Here is a 16,817-nt window from a genome sequence, read left to right as displayed (position 1 = left end):
GAACATGGAGTGTCCTATGCGCGTCATGGCATCCCTGCTGTTGCTCAGTCTCAGTTCCACCGCCCTCGCCGACACCCTGCCCAGCTTTCTCAACAGCAACGAAACCATCCGCAACCTGCCGGTGCCGAACCTGCCCGCCGACGCCTACCGGCCGAACGCCGCGCCGCTGCAAGTGCCCGAGCCCGGCGCCACGGCCGCGCAGCCATTGCTGATGGGCACGAAGATCAACCTCAGGACCGTGCAGATCGAAGGCGGCACGCTCTACCCGCTGAACGAGCTGGCCGAAATCTACAAACCGCTGATCGGCCGCGAGAGCAGCCTCGCCGACCTGATCGAAGCCACCCGCTCGATCACCCGTCGCTACCAGCAGGACGGTTATCTGCTGTCCTACGCCTTCCTGCCACAACAAACCTTCGATGACGGCGTGGCGCGCGTGGTGCTGGTGGAAGGTTACGTGCGCGACGTGCAGATCGCCGGCGACGTCGGACGGGTCAAAGCCCTGCTCGACCGACTGGCCGCCAAGCTCCAGGCCGAACGCCCGCTGACACGCAAGACGTTCGAGCGCTACACCACGCTGATGACCCGCATTCCCGGCGTGACGATCCAGGCCCAGGTGCCGCCGCCCGGCACCACCGATGGCGCGACGACGCTGGTGGCCCAGGCCAGCCGCAAACCGTTCACCAGCACCCTGAGCACCACCGAAGACAACCGCAACGGCACTCAGGCCCTGCTCGGTGTGAGCAGCAATTCACAAACGTCGATGGGCGAACAGTTGAGCCTCAGCGGCCTGTTTCCACCGGGAGATGATCACGAGCACTACTACCGGCTGGACTACAACCAGTTCATCAACGATGAAGGCGCGCAACTGAGTCTGTCGGCCTCACGCTATCGCGCCGACCCCGGCACCAACGTGCTGTTGAACAACGGACTGGAACTCAAGCCGCACCGTGAAAACGATCGTTATTCGCTCGGTTTCACCCTGCCGCTAATTGCCGCCTCGGATGAATTGCTGACCGCCGGATCGCGCCTGTACGCCGTCAACGACAAGACCCGCTACAACGTGATCGGCTACCCGCTGAGCGTCGAAGAACGCACCGACATCCGCGCCCTCGCCTTCGAAAGCGACTGGCGCAAGGCCGATGCCCGACAACTGCGTATCCTCAGTGGCGGCGTCTATCAGGGCTTCGACAGCCTGGGTGCACACACCAACAACAGCGCCATCGACCTCGACTTCTTCCGAGTGCGCCTGTCGGGGGTACAGAGCGACAAGTTCCTCGACAACTGGCAAGGGGTGCTGTCGGCTGCGTTGTACTGGAGTCGCGACACCCTGCCCGATAGCGAGCGCGCGGTGTTCGGCGGGCAGAATTTCGGCCGCGGATATCCCGACGATCAGGCATCCGGCGACAAGGGCTGGGGCGTGGCTTACGAGATCAACTACAGCTTCAACCGCGACGGCAACTGGGTGCGCATCCTGCAACCGTACTTCGTGCTCGACCGCTCGCGCAGCTGGTTCAATGAATTGCCGGTGCAGGCCAACAACCTGTCATCGGCGGCGTTCGGTCTGAGATTTGGCGATGCGAAGTACTACAACATCGCCCTGGAAGCGGCCAAGGCGATGTCGGATGAAGCGCTGGACACCTTCAATCGCCGGCCGCGCTACAGCATCAGTTTCAGCTATCAGTTATAGGCCGCTGCCGCAGGCAACTGCGGTGGCCTGCGAAGCGCGACTACTGCTTCTCGATCTTGCCACCCGCATCCGGGTCGTAGAAATCGGGAATCTCATATTTGTACTTCTTCAGCCAGCGCTGCATCGCCAGCTCACGCTCGGTGGCCGTGGCCGCCTGCGGATCGGGGGACGCAGCCTTGTTGCGGCTTTGCAGCAACAGCCAGCCTTCGGTTTCCTGCTGCTGGGCCGAGGCCGGGCCGGCATCGATGGCCAGTGCGCCGAGCGGCAGACTCAGCAGGCTCAGGCAGCAAAGAGTCTTGAACGTGTTCATGGCAGCTCCTTGAGGCTCACTTGATCGTCGCCGGTTGCGCATCCACCGCCACCGCGACCTGATTGCCAGCGACAGGTCTGGCCTTGACCGGCGACTTGAGTTTCTCCGCGCGTTCCTGGGCATCGGTGAACTGTTCCGGGGTCAGGTGCGCACGGCTGACCACTTCTGCAGCTTGCTGCCAGTTGTTCTGATAGAGCAGCAGGGTCACCAGATTCAGCGTCGCCAACTGATTGTTCTGCTTCAACTCGATGGCCGTCAGAAACTCGAAGCGAGCGTCTTCGAGCCGCAGCTGATTGAGGTACACCACGCCCAGATCGTTGCGGATGTCTTCATTGGTCGGCGCCAGCCGCGCCGCCCGTTGCAGGTGTGCCTGTGCCTGACCGTTGTCGCCACGGGCCGCATACAACTGGCCCAGGCCATGTTCGGCGTCGGCGTTCAGGCACGTGCCGAGCAGGCTGCGATACAACGGCTCGGCTTCGCTGCGCCCCAGCAGGCGATAGACCTTGGCCTTGCGCAGGCGTACCTCGACGAGGTTGTCGGGCAGCCCCTGCAGGTTGGCCAGGCTGGCGTGCAGCTTGCCATCGTTGACCAGATCATCGGCCAGGTTCAGCGACAGCTCCTGTTCGGAACTCAACTTGCTGCAACTGGCCGGCGCCAGCATCGTCGTCCACGGCGCCTGACCGTCCGTTGCGCAACCGCCGAGCAGCAACAGACTTGCCACAACCATCAGTGCTTTCATCCATCGCTCTCCATCGCCATAGTCATTTTCATTGTCAGGACGCAAACGCCCGGGTGATTGCGGTAAAACCCGGTCCCGCCAAAACGATCAGCAAGGCCGGGAACAGCAACAGCATCATGACCACTGACATCTTCGCCGACATCTTCGAGATGTATTCCTGCAAGCGTGTCAGGCGTCGGTCATCCAGCAGTTGCTTGAGCGTCAGCAGCGATTTCATCGCCCCGCCACCCTGCTGAATCAGTTGTTGCAGGATCACGCAGGTGTCAGTGAACTCATCCACCGCCAGCATCGCGGCCGCCTTGTTCAGCTCCTGCCCGAGCTCCAGGCCCGAGTCGACACGGGCCAGAATCAGGCGCAGTTCGCTGGTCAGCTCCGGCAGCAGTTTCTGCCCTTCGATGCTGAGCACACGCAGGGCCTGCTCGACGGCCATGCCGGACTCGAACAGGATCCGCAGCAGCGGAATGAACGTCGACACTTCCACCGCAATGATTTTCTGCCGGCGGCCAGCGGCGTACGCCAGCAGGCGTTTGGGCACAAGATAACCAACGCCGGTGGCGATCATCGGCACCAGCCAGCCGTTGGGTGCGAGGGGGAAAAACACTTCCTTCAGAAACAGGCCAAGCCCCAGCGTCAGCAGCGGCGTGCCGATCTGGCAGGCGGCAAACAGCGAGCGCTCGCTGGCCCGGCGCCAACCAAGACGGCTGAGCAGGGTCTGGGTTTCACTGTCGATGCTCACCGAGCGCTGGCCGAACCGGCTGCTGCCCAATGCCCGCAGCCAGTTGCCGAAACGGTTCTCGCGCACCAGGTGCCCCTGCAGACGCTGGTTGACCTGACGCACCCGACGCCGCTCGGTCAGCAGGTGATTGCCGACCAGCAACAGCGCCCCGAGCAACAGCATGAGACTGGCGAGCATCAGCATGTCAGACACTCCTCAACATGCGCCACAGCGCCAGGCAACCGGAGACCTGCAATACCACCGCGATAATCAGCATGGTCCGACCGCCCGAGTCGTTCCACATACCGAGCATGTAGCCGGGATTGGTCAGCATGAAGTAACTGACCAGGATCACCGGCAGCGATCCGAGCACCCACGCGGTCATCCGGGTTTCGCCGGTCAGCGCGCGCAGTTGCCGGGCACCCTGGTCGCGTTCGCGAATCAGCTTGATCAGGTTCTCCAGCAACTCGCTGGCATTACCGCCGTAGCGGTGGTTGACCTTCAGGCCCAGGGCGAACATGCGCAGTTCGTCCTGCTCGTAGAGCTCGGCGAAATCGCTGACCGCGTCCGGCAGGTTCACCCCCAGCTGCACGTTGCGCTGCACCCTGCCCATGGCGGCTTTCAACGGGTCCTCACTGGTTTCGATGCCGCCCATCACTGCATCGCTCAGGGTCCGGCCGGACTTGAGGCTGCGCACGGTGTGGTCGAGCAACTGCGGCAACTGTTCGATCATCCGATTGAGCCGGCGCCGATATCGCCACGCGATGTACAGCCGCAAAATCAGCGGCGGCGCCAGTATCAGCACCAGCAGACCGATCCAGTCAGCCAGCAGGTAACCCAGCATCATGGCCACGACCCACAGCGACAGCCAAAGCCCGAAATGCTCGCTCGGCCGGCCGAGACCTGCGCGCAGAAACATCCGCTCCAGCCCGGTCCACGAGGTTTTTTCGGCAACGCCCTGGGGCTGCCCGGCGGCGAGGCGCGAGAGCACCCGTTCGTTGGCGGTCTTGCGCACGCCCTGCAGGAACAGGCGAATCGACAGCCCCAGCAACAGCAGGCAAAGGACGATCAGGAGCACCGGTCCGATCATGACGAAGGCTCCATGCGCTCAGCCCAGACTCGACTCGTGTCGCAACTTGTCGCCGGCCGGGTTGACCGCTTCGCGCAGGAAGCCGAAACCGGTGCGCCGATCCAGACGGAACAGGGTGTTGGTGACGTACACGTCTTCACGCACGCCGACCACTTCCACCACTTCACTGACACAGCGGCGGCCGTCGGGCATGCGGGTCAATTGAATGATCACGTCGAGCGCTGCACAGATCATCTGCCGCAACGTGCGTTCGGCCACGGTGCGCCCGGTAAGGCCGACCAACGTTTCCAGACGCAGCAACGCATCCTGGGCGTTGTTGGCGTGGACCGTGCTCATCGAACCGTCGTGACCGGTGTTCATCGCCGTCAACACGTCGAGCACTTCGACGCCGCGGATCTCGCCGAGAATGATCCGGTCCGGACGCATCCGCAGGGCGTTGCGGATCAGGTCGCTGGCCTTGACCTCGCCATGGCCCTCGGCATTCGGCGGCCGGGTTTCCAGGCGCACCACGTGAGGGTGGCCGAGTTGCAATTCGGCGACGTCTTCGATGGTCACCAGTCGTTCGTGGGGGTTGATCAACTGGCTGAGAATGTTCAGCAGCGTGGTCTTGCCGGTGCCCGTGCCGCCGCTGATCAGGATGTTGCAGCGCTTGCCCACGGCCTCCTGGAAGCACTCGAAAATCGGCAGGTCGATGGTCTGCATCGCAATCAGGTCGCTGCTCTTGAGCATGTCCTTGCGGAATTTTCGAATCGACAGGCACGGACCGTCGAGGGCGATCGGCGGGATGATCGCGTTGACCCGGCTGCCGTCCGGCAGGCGTGCATCGACCATCGGCGAAGACTCGTCCAGCCGGCGACCGAGGGGCGCGAGAATGCGCTGCATGACCCGTTCGACGTGATGTGCATCGATAAAGCGCAGGTCACTCTGATGCAGCACGCCGTCGCGCTCGACGAACACCCGGTGCGGGCCGTTGACCAGAATTTCGGTCACGGCGGTGTCGCGCAGCAACACTTCCAGCGGGCCGAATCCGGTCAGCTCATCGACGATTTCTTCCGCCAGCCGCTCCATCTCGTAACGTGAAATCGCCAGGTGCAGACGGGCGATGTATTCGGCGACCTTGTCGGTGACGAATTGCGCCAGCAACTGCCGCGAACCTTCCAGCAGGTTTTTCCCGGACTCCTCGATGGCATCGATGATGTACCGATGCAGGACCAGTTTCAGGCCTTCGTGGTCGGTGTTGCCCGACTGGCCACGCGCCGGCGCACCGAAGAGTTTTTCCGGGCTCATGAGGTGCCTCGCAACCGGTCGAACCAGGTGACCTTGGGTTTGGCCAGGCCTTCGGAGCGTTTGGCCAGCCGTTCGCCGAGCACTCGCAGGCTCTGGGTGAGTTTCTCCCGGGGGGCCAGTTCAAACAGGCTGACGCCCTGGTTCTTGGCGTTCATGCGCAGCTCCGGACTCAAGGCCAGCACGGCGATCACTTCCAGGTTGAAGGTCTTGCCGAGGGTGTCCGCATCCGGCGCGACGTTGCTCAGATAGCGGTCGACCAGCAGCCGTCCGTGATCGAGTTTCATGCCTTTTTCCCGCCACAGATTGAACACCGCCAGATTGCGCCGGCAATCGAGAACGCTCTGGTCGGTGTACCACAGCAGCTTGTCGCAATGGCTGACGAAGGTGCGCAGGGCTTCGCTGTCGGGCTGGCCGGTGAGGTTCACGACGATGTGCTGGAAGTGCTGGCGCAAGGCGCTGAGCAACATGTACAGCTCGGCGGCGCTGGTGCTCTCCAGCGGTTCGTCGTTGTCGGCGTACGCCAGAATCCGCAGCCCCGCTTCGGCGCTGGTGAAGGCACTGTCGATCAACGTGGCGTCGAGCCTGCGCAGGTGGCGCAAGGCATCGCCGAAGTGGAACGAACTCTCCAGCCCCAGCAACGCCAGGCTGTCGCCACGGGGCAGCCCGAGATCCAGCAGCAGCGTCTGCTGTCCGCTCTTTTGCACCACCAGTGCCATATGGTTGGCCAGTAGCGCGCCGTCGGAACTGCTCTGTACGCCGTACAACACCGTCAGACCGCCCAGTTGTGCGTTATGGGTCACCGGCGGCAGGCGCTTGCTCAAGCGCCGCACCAGCCCGGCCACTTCGCTGGAGCGCGAACCATAGGCGACGAAATCCCGTGCACCGGCGCGCATCGCATTTAGTACAAGCTGATTGTCCATGCCATCGCCGAGGGCAACGATCGCCAGCATCGGCTTGGCCTCCAGCGCGCCTTCAATCAGCGCGCTCTGGGCCACCACGTGTTCACGGTCGAGGCCGACGAACACCAGGCTGGCGAAGGTGACATCCACCAGCGCGAGCAATTCGTCGAGGCTGCCGCCACCGGCACTGACCACCTGGCCCAACGGCGCAAGCGCGCTTTGCAGCCACTCCAGATCGGTGTTGTTGCGGGTGATGGCGAGGAAGGTCTGACTCAGGCTCTGGCTCATTGGGACAACCCGCTGCGCTTGTCGAAGTTACCGTTTTCCAGGAAGAACATGCGGTAGAAATTCGGGTCGTAGTTGCGCAGTTTTTCACCCGGCAACGACGGCAGTTGTGCCTCCGCCGAGAGCGGGCGCACCAGATGCGGGGTGACGATCATCAGCAGCTCACGTTCTTCGCGCTTGATCTGCGAGCTTTTGAAAAAGGCCCCGAGCACCGGGATATCGCCCAGCCCCGGAAACTTGTCGACCTGGGATGTGTTGGTGGTGCTGATCAGACCGCTGATGACAAAACTCTCGCCATCGGCCAGGGAAATGCTGGTGTCGGTGCGACGGATGGCCAGGGCCGGCACCGTGGTGCCGGCGATGTTCACCGCTTTGCTGAAATCCAGTTCGCTGACTTCCGGTGCCACTTTCAGGGCGATGCGATCGTGGCTGATGATGGTGGGCGTCAGGGTCAGGCGGATACCGAATTCCTTGTATTCGATCGACACGTTGTCGCTGCCGGAGCTGGGCACCGGAATCGGAATCTGCCCGCCCGCGAGGAAGCTTGCGCTTTGCCCGTTGAGGGCCACCAGACTTGGCCGCGCCAGGGTGTAGGCGAAGCCGCTGCCCTCCAGAGCATTGATGATCGCCATGGTCTTGCCGCCGATCCATGAGAAGTTGAACAGCGCGTTGTCCACCGGCAATCGCGGCTGCGGAACGCCGTCGATGGGCGGCAGGGTTCCGGGTGAACCGAACAGGAAATTGCCGCGGGTGCCGATCAGCGAAGCCGACGCCTGCTTGAGCTTGGTGCGGCTGACTTCGACGAAGCGAATGTCGGTCTGCACCTGCGAGGGCAACAGCGCATCATCCGACGGCAGCGCACTGGTGTTGGTGAGGGCCGAAGTGGCGGCGCCCTTGACGAAGACCATGCTCTGGCGCGGCTCGCTGGAGCAGCCGGTCCAGACCATGAGACTGGTAGCGCCCGGCGCCACGGCGGTGAGCAGGAACGAGGAATTGCCATTGGCATGCACGTCGGCGATTTTCGGATCACCGATGGCCAGGCGTGTGATCGCCACCGGTGATTGCATGTCCTGCTGCCAGCCTTCGTTGATTTCGATCACCGGCGGCAAGCGCCCGAGGGCCGCGCAGTTGCCGGTAGCCGCGTGCGCGGCATTGATTGACAGTCCCATCAGCAGCAAGGCCCGGAGCACGGGATTGAAGGTCGGCCAGGAACGACTCTGCATGCACTTGGATCCTTGCTCAGTCATGGGTTTTGTTGGTTGGTCTGATTGCCGCGAATCACTTCCACTGCGGGCCGTGCCGCCACAGCTTGGTCGCCGCTCGACAACGCTTTCGGCGCTGTCCCCAGCGCCAGCTGCGTGAACTGGAAGAGCTGGCTGTTGGCGGCAACCAGTTTGTCCGGTGCCTGACTTTCGCCGGCCCAGTACTTGGCCAGTCGCTGTTCTTCACTGCTGCGCACGGCCAGGCGCAACGTCCCGACCTGGGTGGCGAGCATCAGTCGACTCAACAATTGTTCAGGCACCGCCAGCACTACGGTGCGCGCGGTGAGCCGGCGCTGGTCCTGTTTGATCTTGTCGTCGGCACTCATGGCGGGAGCGGACGGCTGACCGTCGTTGGTCAGGCCGTACTGTTCGCCGACTCCCAGCACGCGCATGGCCGGTACCACAATCTGTGCCGACTGCTGCGGATTGCTGGCGTCCTGGCGCAGGAACAACAGCACGTCGACGTAATCCCCGGGGATCAACTGCCCGGCCGCGCCGATCACTTCATCGACCGACACGGCCAGCGCGCGCTCATCTTTGTGGATCATGCGCGCCAGTGTGCCGCCAGCCTCGAAGCTTTCTTCGTTGAGCCAGGTGCCGGCGCTCAGGTGGCGCCACGGTGTGCGGCCCACGGCCTGCTCGATTGTGCCGAGGCTGCCGGCGGGGGCGCTGAGCAGTTTTTCAACGGCCAGATCGGCGGCAACAAGGGGGGTGAATGGCGGGACGTCACGCACCAGCACCACGACAGGTTGACGGGTCTGGTCTTCGGCGGCAGCGACGGTTTTTTCGACGGTGACCACCGTCGGCGCGGGCGCCTCGGCCACCGGAGCGGGTTGGCGGCTGAGCACCAGGCCCCAATATCCGACAACGATGGCGCCCAGTAAAAGCACCGCTGCAAGGCCCATGGTCACACGACTGTTCATGACGGCTCTCCCTTTCCTGCTGCACTACCAGCCCGCACTTCCTACCAAGGGAACATCGCAATCAGGCAGCTATGAACATCCAACTATTTCGCTATTTCCACGCTAGCTGAAACAAGCCAAAACGCCATTACTGACAGGCAAATAACCCACGAAAGTATGGGTGTTGGCCAATTAGCAGTCGAAATACCGGGAGAGACGAAGCGACTAATCCTTTATGACTAATCCGTTCTTACAGTTGTTGGGAGGGGGTTTGTTGACAATGCTCAAATGGCACGGCGAACGCTTTGCCGCTGCCGTTACATCGGCGCCAGGAGCGCAAAGGAGTGGGCACATGTTTCGAATGATCGTTGATTATTTAATGGCCAAAGCCCTGCTGTTGTACAAACGTGAAGACGGTGCTTCGGCGATCGAATACGCCATCGTCGTGGCCATGGTCGCCGTGGTGGTTGTCGTTTTCGTCACTCCGCTGGGTGATCGTATGCTGGCGATCTTCAACAACGTCCTGGTGTCGCTGGGCGGCACTGCGCAAACCCGGCCAACTCCGTAATCGAAGTTGCGCCAGCACCTTGCTGATGTCGGGCTACACTCGATCTTCCATTCAGCTTTCAGGTACTGCCCATGAACGTGTCTTCTTCCCCACGCCAACAGTTGCTTCTGGTTGACGACGAAGAGGACGCGTTGCTGGAGCTGGCGGAGTTGCTGGAGGGCGAAGGCTTCGTCTGTCATACCGCCACATCGGTCAAACTCGCCCTGCATCACCTGACCCGCCATCCCGATATCGCCCTGGTGATCACCGATCTGCGCATGCCGGAAGAGAGCGGCATGTCGCTGATCAAGCGCTTGCGCGAGCACACCTCGCGCCAGCATCTGCCGGTGATCGTGACGTCGGGACATGCGGACATGGAAGACGTGAGCGACATGCTGCGGTTGCAGGTGCTGGACCTGTTCCGCAAACCGATCTATCACGTGCGGCTACTGGAAACCCTCGACAACCTGTTTCCCAAGCCAAAGGTGAATGCCGGGTAAAGAGAATGCCCGGCAGTCTGTTTCAGTGGGCAGTTACCCGCTGACGCAAACCGGAATTGCCCGGCGATAACGCCAGCGCCAACTGCGTGCGGTTATGCATGTGGGTCAGGCGCAGCACCTGCGAAACGTAAAGCTTCACGGTGTTTTCGGTGATGCCCAGCTCACAGGCAATCTGATAATTGGTCTGCCCCTTGCCCACCAGGCGCGCCACGTCCAGTTGCCGTGGCGACAGCTGATTGAAGATCGCCGGGATCTCCAGTTCACCGGTCTCGCGGGTGGCCTCGTCACTGACGGGCGCCGGCCCGCGACGCACCTTGTCCAGATCCTGATAAAGATCGTCGATGGACGACGACAGGTCCTGAAGCTTCTGATTCAGATGGCCCAGTTGCAGGGTTTTCTGCCGCTCCTGCAGCACCGTTTCCTGGCGTTGCAGGCCTTCGAGCAATTCATCGAGATTGACCGGTTTCTGGTAGTAGTCGGCAATCCCGGCGCGCAAGGCCTTGATCACGTCCTGCTTGTCGGCGCGGCCGGTGAGCATGATCGCTTCGAACGCCCGTTGTTTGCCGGCCAGCCGTTGCAGTTCCTGCACCAGTTGAATCCCGTCCATGTCCGGCATGTGCAGATCGCACAGCACCAGTCCGATCGCGAGGTCGTCCGAAAAACGCTCGATCGCCTCTTTGCTGGACTCGCACGGCACACAGCGGTAGCCGCTGCTCTCGAGAAATTCGCAGAGTTCTTCGACAATCAGAGGCTGATCATCGACAACGAGGACTTTTATCGCAGATGTAAGCTTGTTCACGTGCCACTCCATGCCCAGGCCAAAGCTGACCATTCCTGTACTGTCAGCCGTCGGCTGTATAACCAGTACCTTTGAAAGTAGACCCACTTTCCGACTATGTACATAAGACTAGTGGCGTTCGGCGACTAATGGATCCAAGGTAGCGCAAGCACAAAACCGATCAGCACGAACGGCGCAAATGGCAGCTTTTTTGACATGGATGGCGCCATATATCGAAGACGATGCCTAAGCCCTTGACTCATATGCAGCCAGAGTCTTGGCGCCAGAAGAATCCAGAGCAGACTCGCCACACCGGCGCCGATGAATATCCCGAGCAACGAAAGGCCGTCCGTCGAAAGACCGAGAGCTGTCATTAATTTCACATCGCCGGCTCCCATTCGCCCCATGAAATACCCCGGCAGCGTGAACGCCAGCGCCACGACACAGGCCCAGCCGCCCTGCCCGGCTTCGGCGCCCATCCAGGTGGTGCCGAAAGACAGCAGATAGACCAGCGCGAGAGCGGCGGCACCCAGCGTCAGAACGTTGGCAATCCTTCGTTGCCGGGCATCCTGAGCCGCGCACGCCGTCAACCAGATCAGAAGGACAAGGCTTTGCATGCGGTAAAAACCGTCCGTTTTTGCTGAATGATTCTATGCTGATACTACGCATTGACTGTCAGGGTAGACGCACGGATGAAAACCGGCTCTCGGAAGGCGCAAAAAGGTGCGGTGGCGATCGAGTTCGCCCTGGTGTTCGTGATCTTTTTCGCGGTGTTTTATGGCCTGGTCAGCTACAGCCTGCCGTTCGTGCTGATGCAGACGTTCAACCAGGTCACCGCCGAAGCCATCCGCCGCGCCGTGGCGGTCGATCCCGCGATTCCCAACTATTCCAGCGTGCTGGTCAGCACCGCGAATACCGCGTTGACCCAGCAATTGTCGGTGCTGCCGTCGTCGCTGAACGTGGTGGTCGGCACGGATACGACAACGGTCTATGACCCGACCCAGGGCACGCTCACCGTCAGCGTCAATTACCCGGTGAGCAAACTCAATCGGGTCATCCCGTTTCTGGTGTTGCCGGGCATCGGCGCTGTCCCCAGCCTGCCCGCCAACCTGACCGCCATTTCGAGCCTGAAATTTTGACGCCGGGTGACAACCTGCTCGGCCGCCTGCTCAAGCGAAGCATGGTCGCCAGCGATTTGCCGGACGTGCTCGCCTCCCCGCTTACGGGCCTGCACATCCACCTCGACAGCGATGGCAACGTATTGCAAATGGCTGGCCCGTTGCGCCTGCTGCTGGCGCAACAGACGCCCCGTGACAAACCGTTGCCGCTGCGCAGTTACCTGCTGGCGCACAGCACCTTGTCCATCGAGGGCCGGCCGCAGGACTGGCAAGGCCAACTGCTGGACCTGGACTTCCCCGCCCTGGGTGACCAGACCCTGCACCTGCGCGGCTGGGCCCAGCCGCTGGGCAATGGCTGGCTGCTGCAACTGATCGACATCGCCGACCTGTTGTCCGAACGCCAGCAAGCGCATCAGCGCGAGGCGTGCCACATGATCGCCGAGCAGATCAGCAAGCAGTTGCGCAGCTGCAGCCTGGGCCGGTTGCCGGTGCTTGTCAGCGAACAATTGCAGGTGATCGCCCAGCGCTGGCAGATCCCGTGCCTGGCACTCGCCCTGCTCGATGAACAGGAACAGGGCTGGCAGATCCATCAGCAATACCACGCCCATGACGCCCCGGCGCTGTGGCATGACGGCCAGCGTCTGGGCACGCCGCTCGACAGCCTCAATGGCACCGGCCCGCAGCGTCTGGGTGAGCATTACGGCCAGTATGAACAATCGCGGGTTCAGGGCCTGTTCGGCAATGCCGAAGGCTTCGCCGTGCCTTATAGCGATGATCGAGGCGTGATGGCGTGGCTGCTCTGCGGTTTTTACGCGGTGGACAAGACTGCGCCGTATCTGACCGACCGCGACTGGCTGATGCTGGCGGGCGCACTGGCCGGGCCCCTGCTCGGGCGCTTGCGCGAACAGCAGCATCAACTGCAACTGGAACGGCTGGAGTCGTTGCAGACGCTGCTCGGCACAGGCTGGTGGGAAATCAGCACCAGCGAGCAGATTCAACTGGCCCCGACGCTGGCCGCCACGCTGCAACAGGACAGCTCGACACTGACGCTCGATGCCTGGTTGACGCTGATCCATCCCGCCGATCGCGAAGAAGTCCGCAGCCGCCTGCAAGCCCTGCAACTGCACGGGGAAATTCTCGACCTGTGCGTGCGCCTGCATCCTCGCGATGCCAGCCAGACGCCGGCGTGGTATCGCCTTAAGGGGCAGGTCACAGGCACCGGCGAGCATCGGCGGCTGGTGGGTTTCATGCTCGACATCAGCGACATCAAGAACCAGCAGCAACTGGCCGCCGCCGCCCATGCGCGGCTGGACAATCTGATCGCCAGTTCGCCGGCGGTGATTTACGTCCAGCACTACGTCGAAGGCGCCTTGCTGCCGGCGTTTTTCAGCGCCAGCCTGCAACCGCTGCTGGGCTGGAGCCTGGAGGACTGCGACGCCAGTGCGCTGGCAGAGCGGATTCATCCGGATGACCGCGCCCTGTATTTCGAGCGCACCCGGCAACTGCTGCGCGAAGGCTCGGTGCGCGCCCGCTATCGCATGCGTGACAGTCGCGGCGATTATCACTGGCTGCTCGACGAAGCCCGGCTGCTACGCAACGACCTTGGCCTGCCGGTGGAGGCTGTCGGTTTGTGGCTGGACGTCACCGAAGCGACGCTGGCCGCCGAGCAGGTCAGACAGAGCGAGGAACGCTACCGGATTCTGGTGGAGGACTCGCCGGCGATGATCTGCCGCTACCGCCCGGACCTGATCCTGACGTTCGGCAACCGGCCGCTGGCGACCTATCTGGAATGCGCTCCCGAAGACCTGGCCGGAGTCGATCTGGGCAGCTGGATGTCCGACGTTCAGCGCGCGGCCTTCGTTGAGCGCCTGGCGCAGTTGACCCCGCAATCTCCTGTCAGCACCGCCGAAATCAACCTGCAATTACCGGGTCGCGAACATGCGTGGTGGGTGTGGTCGGATCGCGGCGTGTTCGATGAGCACGGCAAACTGATCGAAGTCCAAGCCGTTGGCCGCGACAACACCGAAGTGCGCCGCTCTCAACAGCAACTCACGCAAAGCGCCAAAATGGCCACCCTTGGCGAAATGGCCACCGGTCTGGCCCACGAAATCAATCAGCCGCTGAACGTCATGCGCATGGCCATCGTCAACGTGCAGAAGCGCCTGAGCAACGGCGATGTGCAGATCGACTACCTGACCGACAAACTCAATCGCATCGACGCCCAGGTGCAGCGCGCCGCCAAAGTGGTGGACCACATGCGGGTGTTCGGTCGTCGTTCCGAGATCGAGCAGCAGCTGTTCAACCCGGCCAGCGCCATCGAAGGCACGCTGTCGCTGCTGGCCGAAGGCATGCGCGGCAAAGGCGTGGATTTGCGCATCAGTGAAACCGCGTTCGAGGTTCAGGTGCGCGGGTACGTCGATCAGCTTGAACAGGTGTTAATCAACCTGATGGTCAACGCCCGGGATGCGCTGCTGGGCAAACGCGAGTGCGACCCAACGTTCAAGCCGTGGATTTCGATCTACGCCGAGCGCGACGAGCAGAAGGTGCGGCTGTGGGTCGAGGACAACGGCGGCGGTATCGACCCGCGTCTGCTGGAGCGGATTTTCGAACCGTTCTTCACCACCAAACCGATAGGCGTCGGCACCGGTCTGGGGTTGTCGGTGAGTTACGGGATCATCGAGAACATGGGCGGCCACTTGAGCGTGCGCAACTCGGCGGACGGCGCACGGTTCTGCATCGAATTGCCGATCGCCCCCGACGACTAGATCACCAGATACGCCTTGCCGGTCTGACCACAGGTCATGTTGGCGCCGACGTCGACATCCATCAGATTGATCCCCAGCCCCTTGAGCAAATTGTTCAGCAGCGGATCCAGCAGCGGGCTCACCAGGTTGGTGATGACCGGTTGCAGGATCGTCGTGACATCGCTGATCAGGCTGGCGACGCCGGTGACAATCGCCCCCAGCGGGTTGCTGCCCTGAGGTTTGTAGACGATCAGATTGATCCCGGCGAGGGTGCTTGCCAGGCTGCTGACGATATTGGTTGAGGGCGCGGCGGCAATCACGCTCGGCGGCAGTTTCAGGTTGGGCGGTGTGGCGAATGGTGTGGTGCTGGAAAACACCAGGTTCTGGGTGTTCTGCGCCACGCTGGTGTTGACCATGATCGCGATGCCGCCGGCGCCGTATGGCACGTGGGTGCTTGGGTCACAGCTGCCGATCCCCAGAATCTTGTGGCAGGTCACCGTGCCCAGATCCACCAGCGGCAACGGCGTGACGGTGGGTTGAGCGGCCGATGAAAAGGCGTTGGTCGGGTCGATCTTGCCCAGCTTGAGATCGGCAATCGAGGTGATGGTGCGGGCCGTGAGACTTTTGGTGCCGGTGTTGTCAGTCGGGCAACTGTAATCGGTGACATAACTGATTGCGCCGCCGGCATCCAGGCTGATGTCGATCTGCGGCGAGGGCAGCAGCTTCGGGTCCAGTTGTTCACAACCGGCGCCGAGCAGGCAACCGACCGAGTTCAATGTGGCGACCAGATTGAGGCTCAACAGCGCATTGAGCGTCGGTGTCAGCGTGCCTACCAGCCCCAGTACCGCATTGGCCAACCCGGTCACCCCGGACAGCACCGGCAGATTGACCGAAAGCAGCGTGCGAATCTGCGCAGTGCGCACATAAATCCGGTTCGGCCCGGTGGGGTTGGCCTTGGCCAGCGCCGGATCGCCGATCGCAGAGAACTGTGGCGGCTCGATGACCTTCACCCGCACCGTGACATTCGCCAGCCCCAGCACGCTGATCGGCAAGGTCGCGGCCACCGCGCTCTTGCTGTTGGCCAGCTGAATCACGCCCTGGACCAGTTGCAGCAACTGCAGATTGGCATCCAGCCCGGCGGCCGTGGTGCCGGTCTGCAATTGCAGGATGTCACCGAGCTTGACCGGCGCGGCATTGATCGCCGCCACTTGCAGTTGGCCCAGCGCGGTAATCACTTCAGCGGTGGCGCCGTTGAGCTGCACCGCCGTAATCGCGGCCTGGATCAATTGGGTCACCGTGGCCTGGGTATTGAGCAGCTGGGTGTAATTGCCGGCGGCGACGTTGAGGTTGATCGCCAGTTGATTCAGGTAACTGAGCAGATTGATGTCGGTGTTGAGCAGACCGTTCCAGCCCAGTGCGGTCAGGTTGACGTTACCGCCGAGCAACCCGGAAAACAGCGGATTGAGGATGTTCGATTGGGCGGTGTTGATGCTGGCCAGATTGCTGCGGATGTTCAATTGAGCGACAGTTGGCTTGGGTTTGGCCGCCACCGCCGAAGCATAAAGTACCGTGTTGAGATTGACCGGTGTGCCACTGAACAACGCCTGCACGCCACCGGCAAAACTGGTGGTGACGGTACGATTGGCCGCGACCTTGACCGCCTCTGATTGCGTCGCGTCCACCGTAAACGTGCGCAGGCCGGTAGCGGCCGTCGCCAACTTTCCGCAATCGATCACAAGGACGTTGGTGGCGTTGGCAACAAAGCCGTTGCGCGTCGCACTTTGCCCCGCGTAACTGGCGGCGGTGAGGCCCGGCAGGCAATTGCCGCCACGGCTGACGGCTTCGAGGGCGGCGGTGTCCACCAGGCGCTGCAGTTTGCGTTGTTCCATGTACAGGCGGCCGCTGTCCACGACCAGCAGCATCAACACCAGCGCCAGGCTGAGAGTGGCGGCCG

16 protein-coding genes are annotated in these 16,817 nt (G+C 62.3%); 5 read left to right on the top strand and 11 right to left on the bottom strand.

Annotation, left to right across the window (positions count from 1 at the left end; all coding sequences use genetic code 11):
* Positions 1–16 precede the first annotated feature (16 nt).
* Positions 17–1,687: a ShlB/FhaC/HecB family hemolysin secretion/activation protein gene (locus tag PMI24_RS23625; protein WP_007958461.1), complete on the top strand. Its 1,671-nt coding sequence runs from the start codon at positions 17–19 to the stop codon at positions 1,685–1,687.
* A gap of 40 nt (positions 1,688–1,727) precedes the next feature.
* On the opposite strand, the gene PMI24_RS23620 is transcribed toward PMI24_RS23625, so the two are convergent.
* Genes PMI24_RS23620 through cpaB form a run of 8 tightly spaced genes read right to left on the bottom strand, consistent with a single transcriptional unit; the run spans position 1,728 to position 9,197 of the window.
* A complete protein-coding gene (locus PMI24_RS23620) occupies positions 1,728–1,997 on the bottom strand; it encodes a DUF3613 domain-containing protein (protein WP_007958460.1) in 270 nt (89 codons plus the stop codon).
* A 16-nt stretch (positions 1,998–2,013) separates the two neighbouring features.
* Complete coding sequence (locus PMI24_RS23615; protein WP_007958459.1) at positions 2,014–2,736, bottom strand: tetratricopeptide repeat protein; 723 nt, start codon at positions 2,734–2,736, stop codon at positions 2,014–2,016.
* A gap of 34 nt (positions 2,737–2,770) precedes the next feature.
* The gene (locus PMI24_RS23610; protein WP_007958458.1) at positions 2,771–3,655 is read right to left on the bottom strand and encodes a type II secretion system F family protein; all 885 of its coding nucleotides are present in this window, start codon (positions 3,653–3,655) and stop codon (positions 2,771–2,773) included.
* 1 nt (position 3,656) lies between these two features.
* The gene (locus tag PMI24_RS23605) at positions 3,657–4,541 is read right to left on the bottom strand and encodes a type II secretion system F family protein (RefSeq protein ID WP_007958457.1); all 885 of its coding nucleotides are present in this window, start codon (positions 4,539–4,541) and stop codon (positions 3,657–3,659) included.
* 18 nt (positions 4,542–4,559) lie between these two features.
* Positions 4,560–5,828: a CpaF family protein gene (locus tag PMI24_RS23600; protein ID WP_007958456.1), complete on the bottom strand. Its 1,269-nt coding sequence runs from the start codon at positions 5,826–5,828 to the stop codon at positions 4,560–4,562.
* Positions 5,825–7,015 carry a Flp pilus assembly protein, ATPase CpaE gene (locus PMI24_RS23595; RefSeq protein WP_007958455.1) on the bottom strand — a complete coding sequence of 397 codons (1,191 nt, stop codon included), beginning with the start codon at positions 7,013–7,015 and terminating at the stop codon, positions 5,825–5,827. Before PMI24_RS23595 ends, PMI24_RS23600 begins: the two co-directional genes overlap by 4 nt.
* The gene (locus tag PMI24_RS23590) at positions 7,012–8,235 is read right to left on the bottom strand and encodes a type II and III secretion system protein family protein (RefSeq protein WP_007958454.1); all 1,224 of its coding nucleotides are present in this window, start codon (positions 8,233–8,235) and stop codon (positions 7,012–7,014) included. Before PMI24_RS23590 ends, PMI24_RS23595 begins: the two co-directional genes overlap by 4 nt.
* Positions 8,236–8,255: 20 nt before the next feature.
* Positions 8,256–9,197 carry a Flp pilus assembly protein CpaB gene (cpaB, locus tag PMI24_RS23585; protein WP_007958453.1) on the bottom strand — a complete coding sequence of 314 codons (942 nt, stop codon included), beginning with the start codon at positions 9,195–9,197 and terminating at the stop codon, positions 8,256–8,258.
* Positions 9,198–9,528: 331 nt separating this feature from the next.
* Between cpaB and PMI24_RS23580 the strand changes: the two genes are divergently transcribed.
* The gene (locus tag PMI24_RS23580) at positions 9,529–9,744 is read left to right on the top strand and encodes a Flp family type IVb pilin (RefSeq protein ID WP_007958452.1); all 216 of its coding nucleotides are present in this window, start codon (positions 9,529–9,531) and stop codon (positions 9,742–9,744) included.
* A 71-nt stretch (positions 9,745–9,815) separates the two neighbouring features.
* A complete protein-coding gene (locus PMI24_RS23575; RefSeq protein WP_007958451.1) occupies positions 9,816–10,223 on the top strand; it encodes a response regulator in 408 nt (135 codons plus the stop codon).
* A gap of 22 nt (positions 10,224–10,245) precedes the next feature.
* On the opposite strand, the gene PMI24_RS23570 is transcribed toward PMI24_RS23575, so the two are convergent.
* Together PMI24_RS23570 and PMI24_RS23565 are read right to left on the bottom strand one after the other, a co-directional pair.
* A complete protein-coding gene (locus PMI24_RS23570) occupies positions 10,246–11,022 on the bottom strand; it encodes a response regulator transcription factor (protein WP_045121868.1) in 777 nt (258 codons plus the stop codon).
* Positions 11,023–11,147: 125 nt separating this feature from the next.
* Complete coding sequence (locus tag PMI24_RS23565) at positions 11,148–11,618, bottom strand: prepilin peptidase (protein WP_007958448.1); 471 nt, start codon at positions 11,616–11,618, stop codon at positions 11,148–11,150.
* Between the two features lie 75 nt (positions 11,619–11,693).
* Here PMI24_RS23565 and PMI24_RS23560 point away from each other — a divergent pair, with 75 nt between their 5' ends.
* Together PMI24_RS23560 and PMI24_RS23555 are read left to right on the top strand one after the other, a co-directional pair.
* On the top strand, positions 11,694–12,140 hold the full coding sequence (locus tag PMI24_RS23560; protein WP_007958446.1) for a TadE/TadG family type IV pilus assembly protein: 447 nt from the start codon (positions 11,694–11,696) through the stop codon (positions 12,138–12,140).
* Entirely contained in the window at positions 12,137–14,884 is a 2,748-nt protein-coding gene (locus PMI24_RS23555; RefSeq protein WP_007958444.1) for a sensor histidine kinase, read from the top strand. The genes PMI24_RS23560 and PMI24_RS23555 overlap by 4 nt, the downstream gene beginning before the upstream one ends.
* Here PMI24_RS23555 and PMI24_RS23550 read toward each other — a convergent pair.
* A partial coding sequence (locus PMI24_RS23550) for a pilus assembly protein TadG-related protein (protein WP_007958443.1) occupies positions 14,881–16,817 on the bottom strand: 1,937 nt, incomplete at its 5' end. The genes PMI24_RS23555 and PMI24_RS23550 overlap by 4 nt on opposite strands.

Source organism: Pseudomonas sp. GM25 (assembly GCF_000282255.1).
In the GTDB taxonomy this organism is placed as follows: Bacteria; Pseudomonadota; Gammaproteobacteria; order Pseudomonadales; family Pseudomonadaceae; genus Aquipseudomonas; species Aquipseudomonas aphyarum.
The sequence above is the reverse complement of the archived record's forward strand: the minus strand, read 5'-3'. Positions and strand labels throughout refer to the sequence as shown.

Excerpts from the sequence above, each read along its gene's own strand:
- PMI24_RS23605 (WP_007958457.1), bottom strand. The coding sequence starts at position 4,541 with ATGATCGGACCGGTGCTCCTGATCGTCCTTTGCCTGCTGTTGCTGGGG.
- cpaB (WP_007958453.1), bottom strand. The coding sequence starts at position 9,197 with ATGAACAGTCGTGTGACCATGGGCCTTGCAGCGGTGCTTTTACTGGGC.
- PMI24_RS23565 (WP_007958448.1), bottom strand. The coding sequence starts at position 11,618 with ATGCAAAGCCTTGTCCTTCTGATCTGGTTGACGGCGTGCGCGGCTCAG.
- PMI24_RS23590 (WP_007958454.1), bottom strand. The coding sequence starts at position 8,235 with ATGCAGAGTCGTTCCTGGCCGACCTTCAATCCCGTGCTCCGGGCCTTG.
- PMI24_RS23620 (WP_007958460.1), bottom strand. The coding sequence starts at position 1,997 with ATGAACACGTTCAAGACTCTTTGCTGCCTGAGCCTGCTGAGTCTGCCG.
- PMI24_RS23625 (WP_007958461.1), top strand. The coding sequence starts at position 17 with ATGCGCGTCATGGCATCCCTGCTGTTGCTCAGTCTCAGTTCCACCGCC.
- PMI24_RS23575 (WP_007958451.1), top strand. The coding sequence starts at position 9,816 with ATGAACGTGTCTTCTTCCCCACGCCAACAGTTGCTTCTGGTTGACGAC.
- PMI24_RS23615 (WP_007958459.1), bottom strand. The coding sequence starts at position 2,736 with ATGAAAGCACTGATGGTTGTGGCAAGTCTGTTGCTGCTCGGCGGTTGC.
- PMI24_RS23560 (WP_007958446.1), top strand. The coding sequence starts at position 11,694 with ATGAAAACCGGCTCTCGGAAGGCGCAAAAAGGTGCGGTGGCGATCGAG.
- PMI24_RS23580 (WP_007958452.1), top strand. The coding sequence starts at position 9,529 with ATGTTTCGAATGATCGTTGATTATTTAATGGCCAAAGCCCTGCTGTTG.
- PMI24_RS23610 (WP_007958458.1), bottom strand. The coding sequence starts at position 3,655 with ATGCTGATGCTCGCCAGTCTCATGCTGTTGCTCGGGGCGCTGTTGCTG.
- PMI24_RS23600 (WP_007958456.1), bottom strand. The coding sequence starts at position 5,828 with ATGAGCCCGGAAAAACTCTTCGGTGCGCCGGCGCGTGGCCAGTCGGGC.
- PMI24_RS23595 (WP_007958455.1), bottom strand. The coding sequence starts at position 7,015 with ATGAGCCAGAGCCTGAGTCAGACCTTCCTCGCCATCACCCGCAACAAC.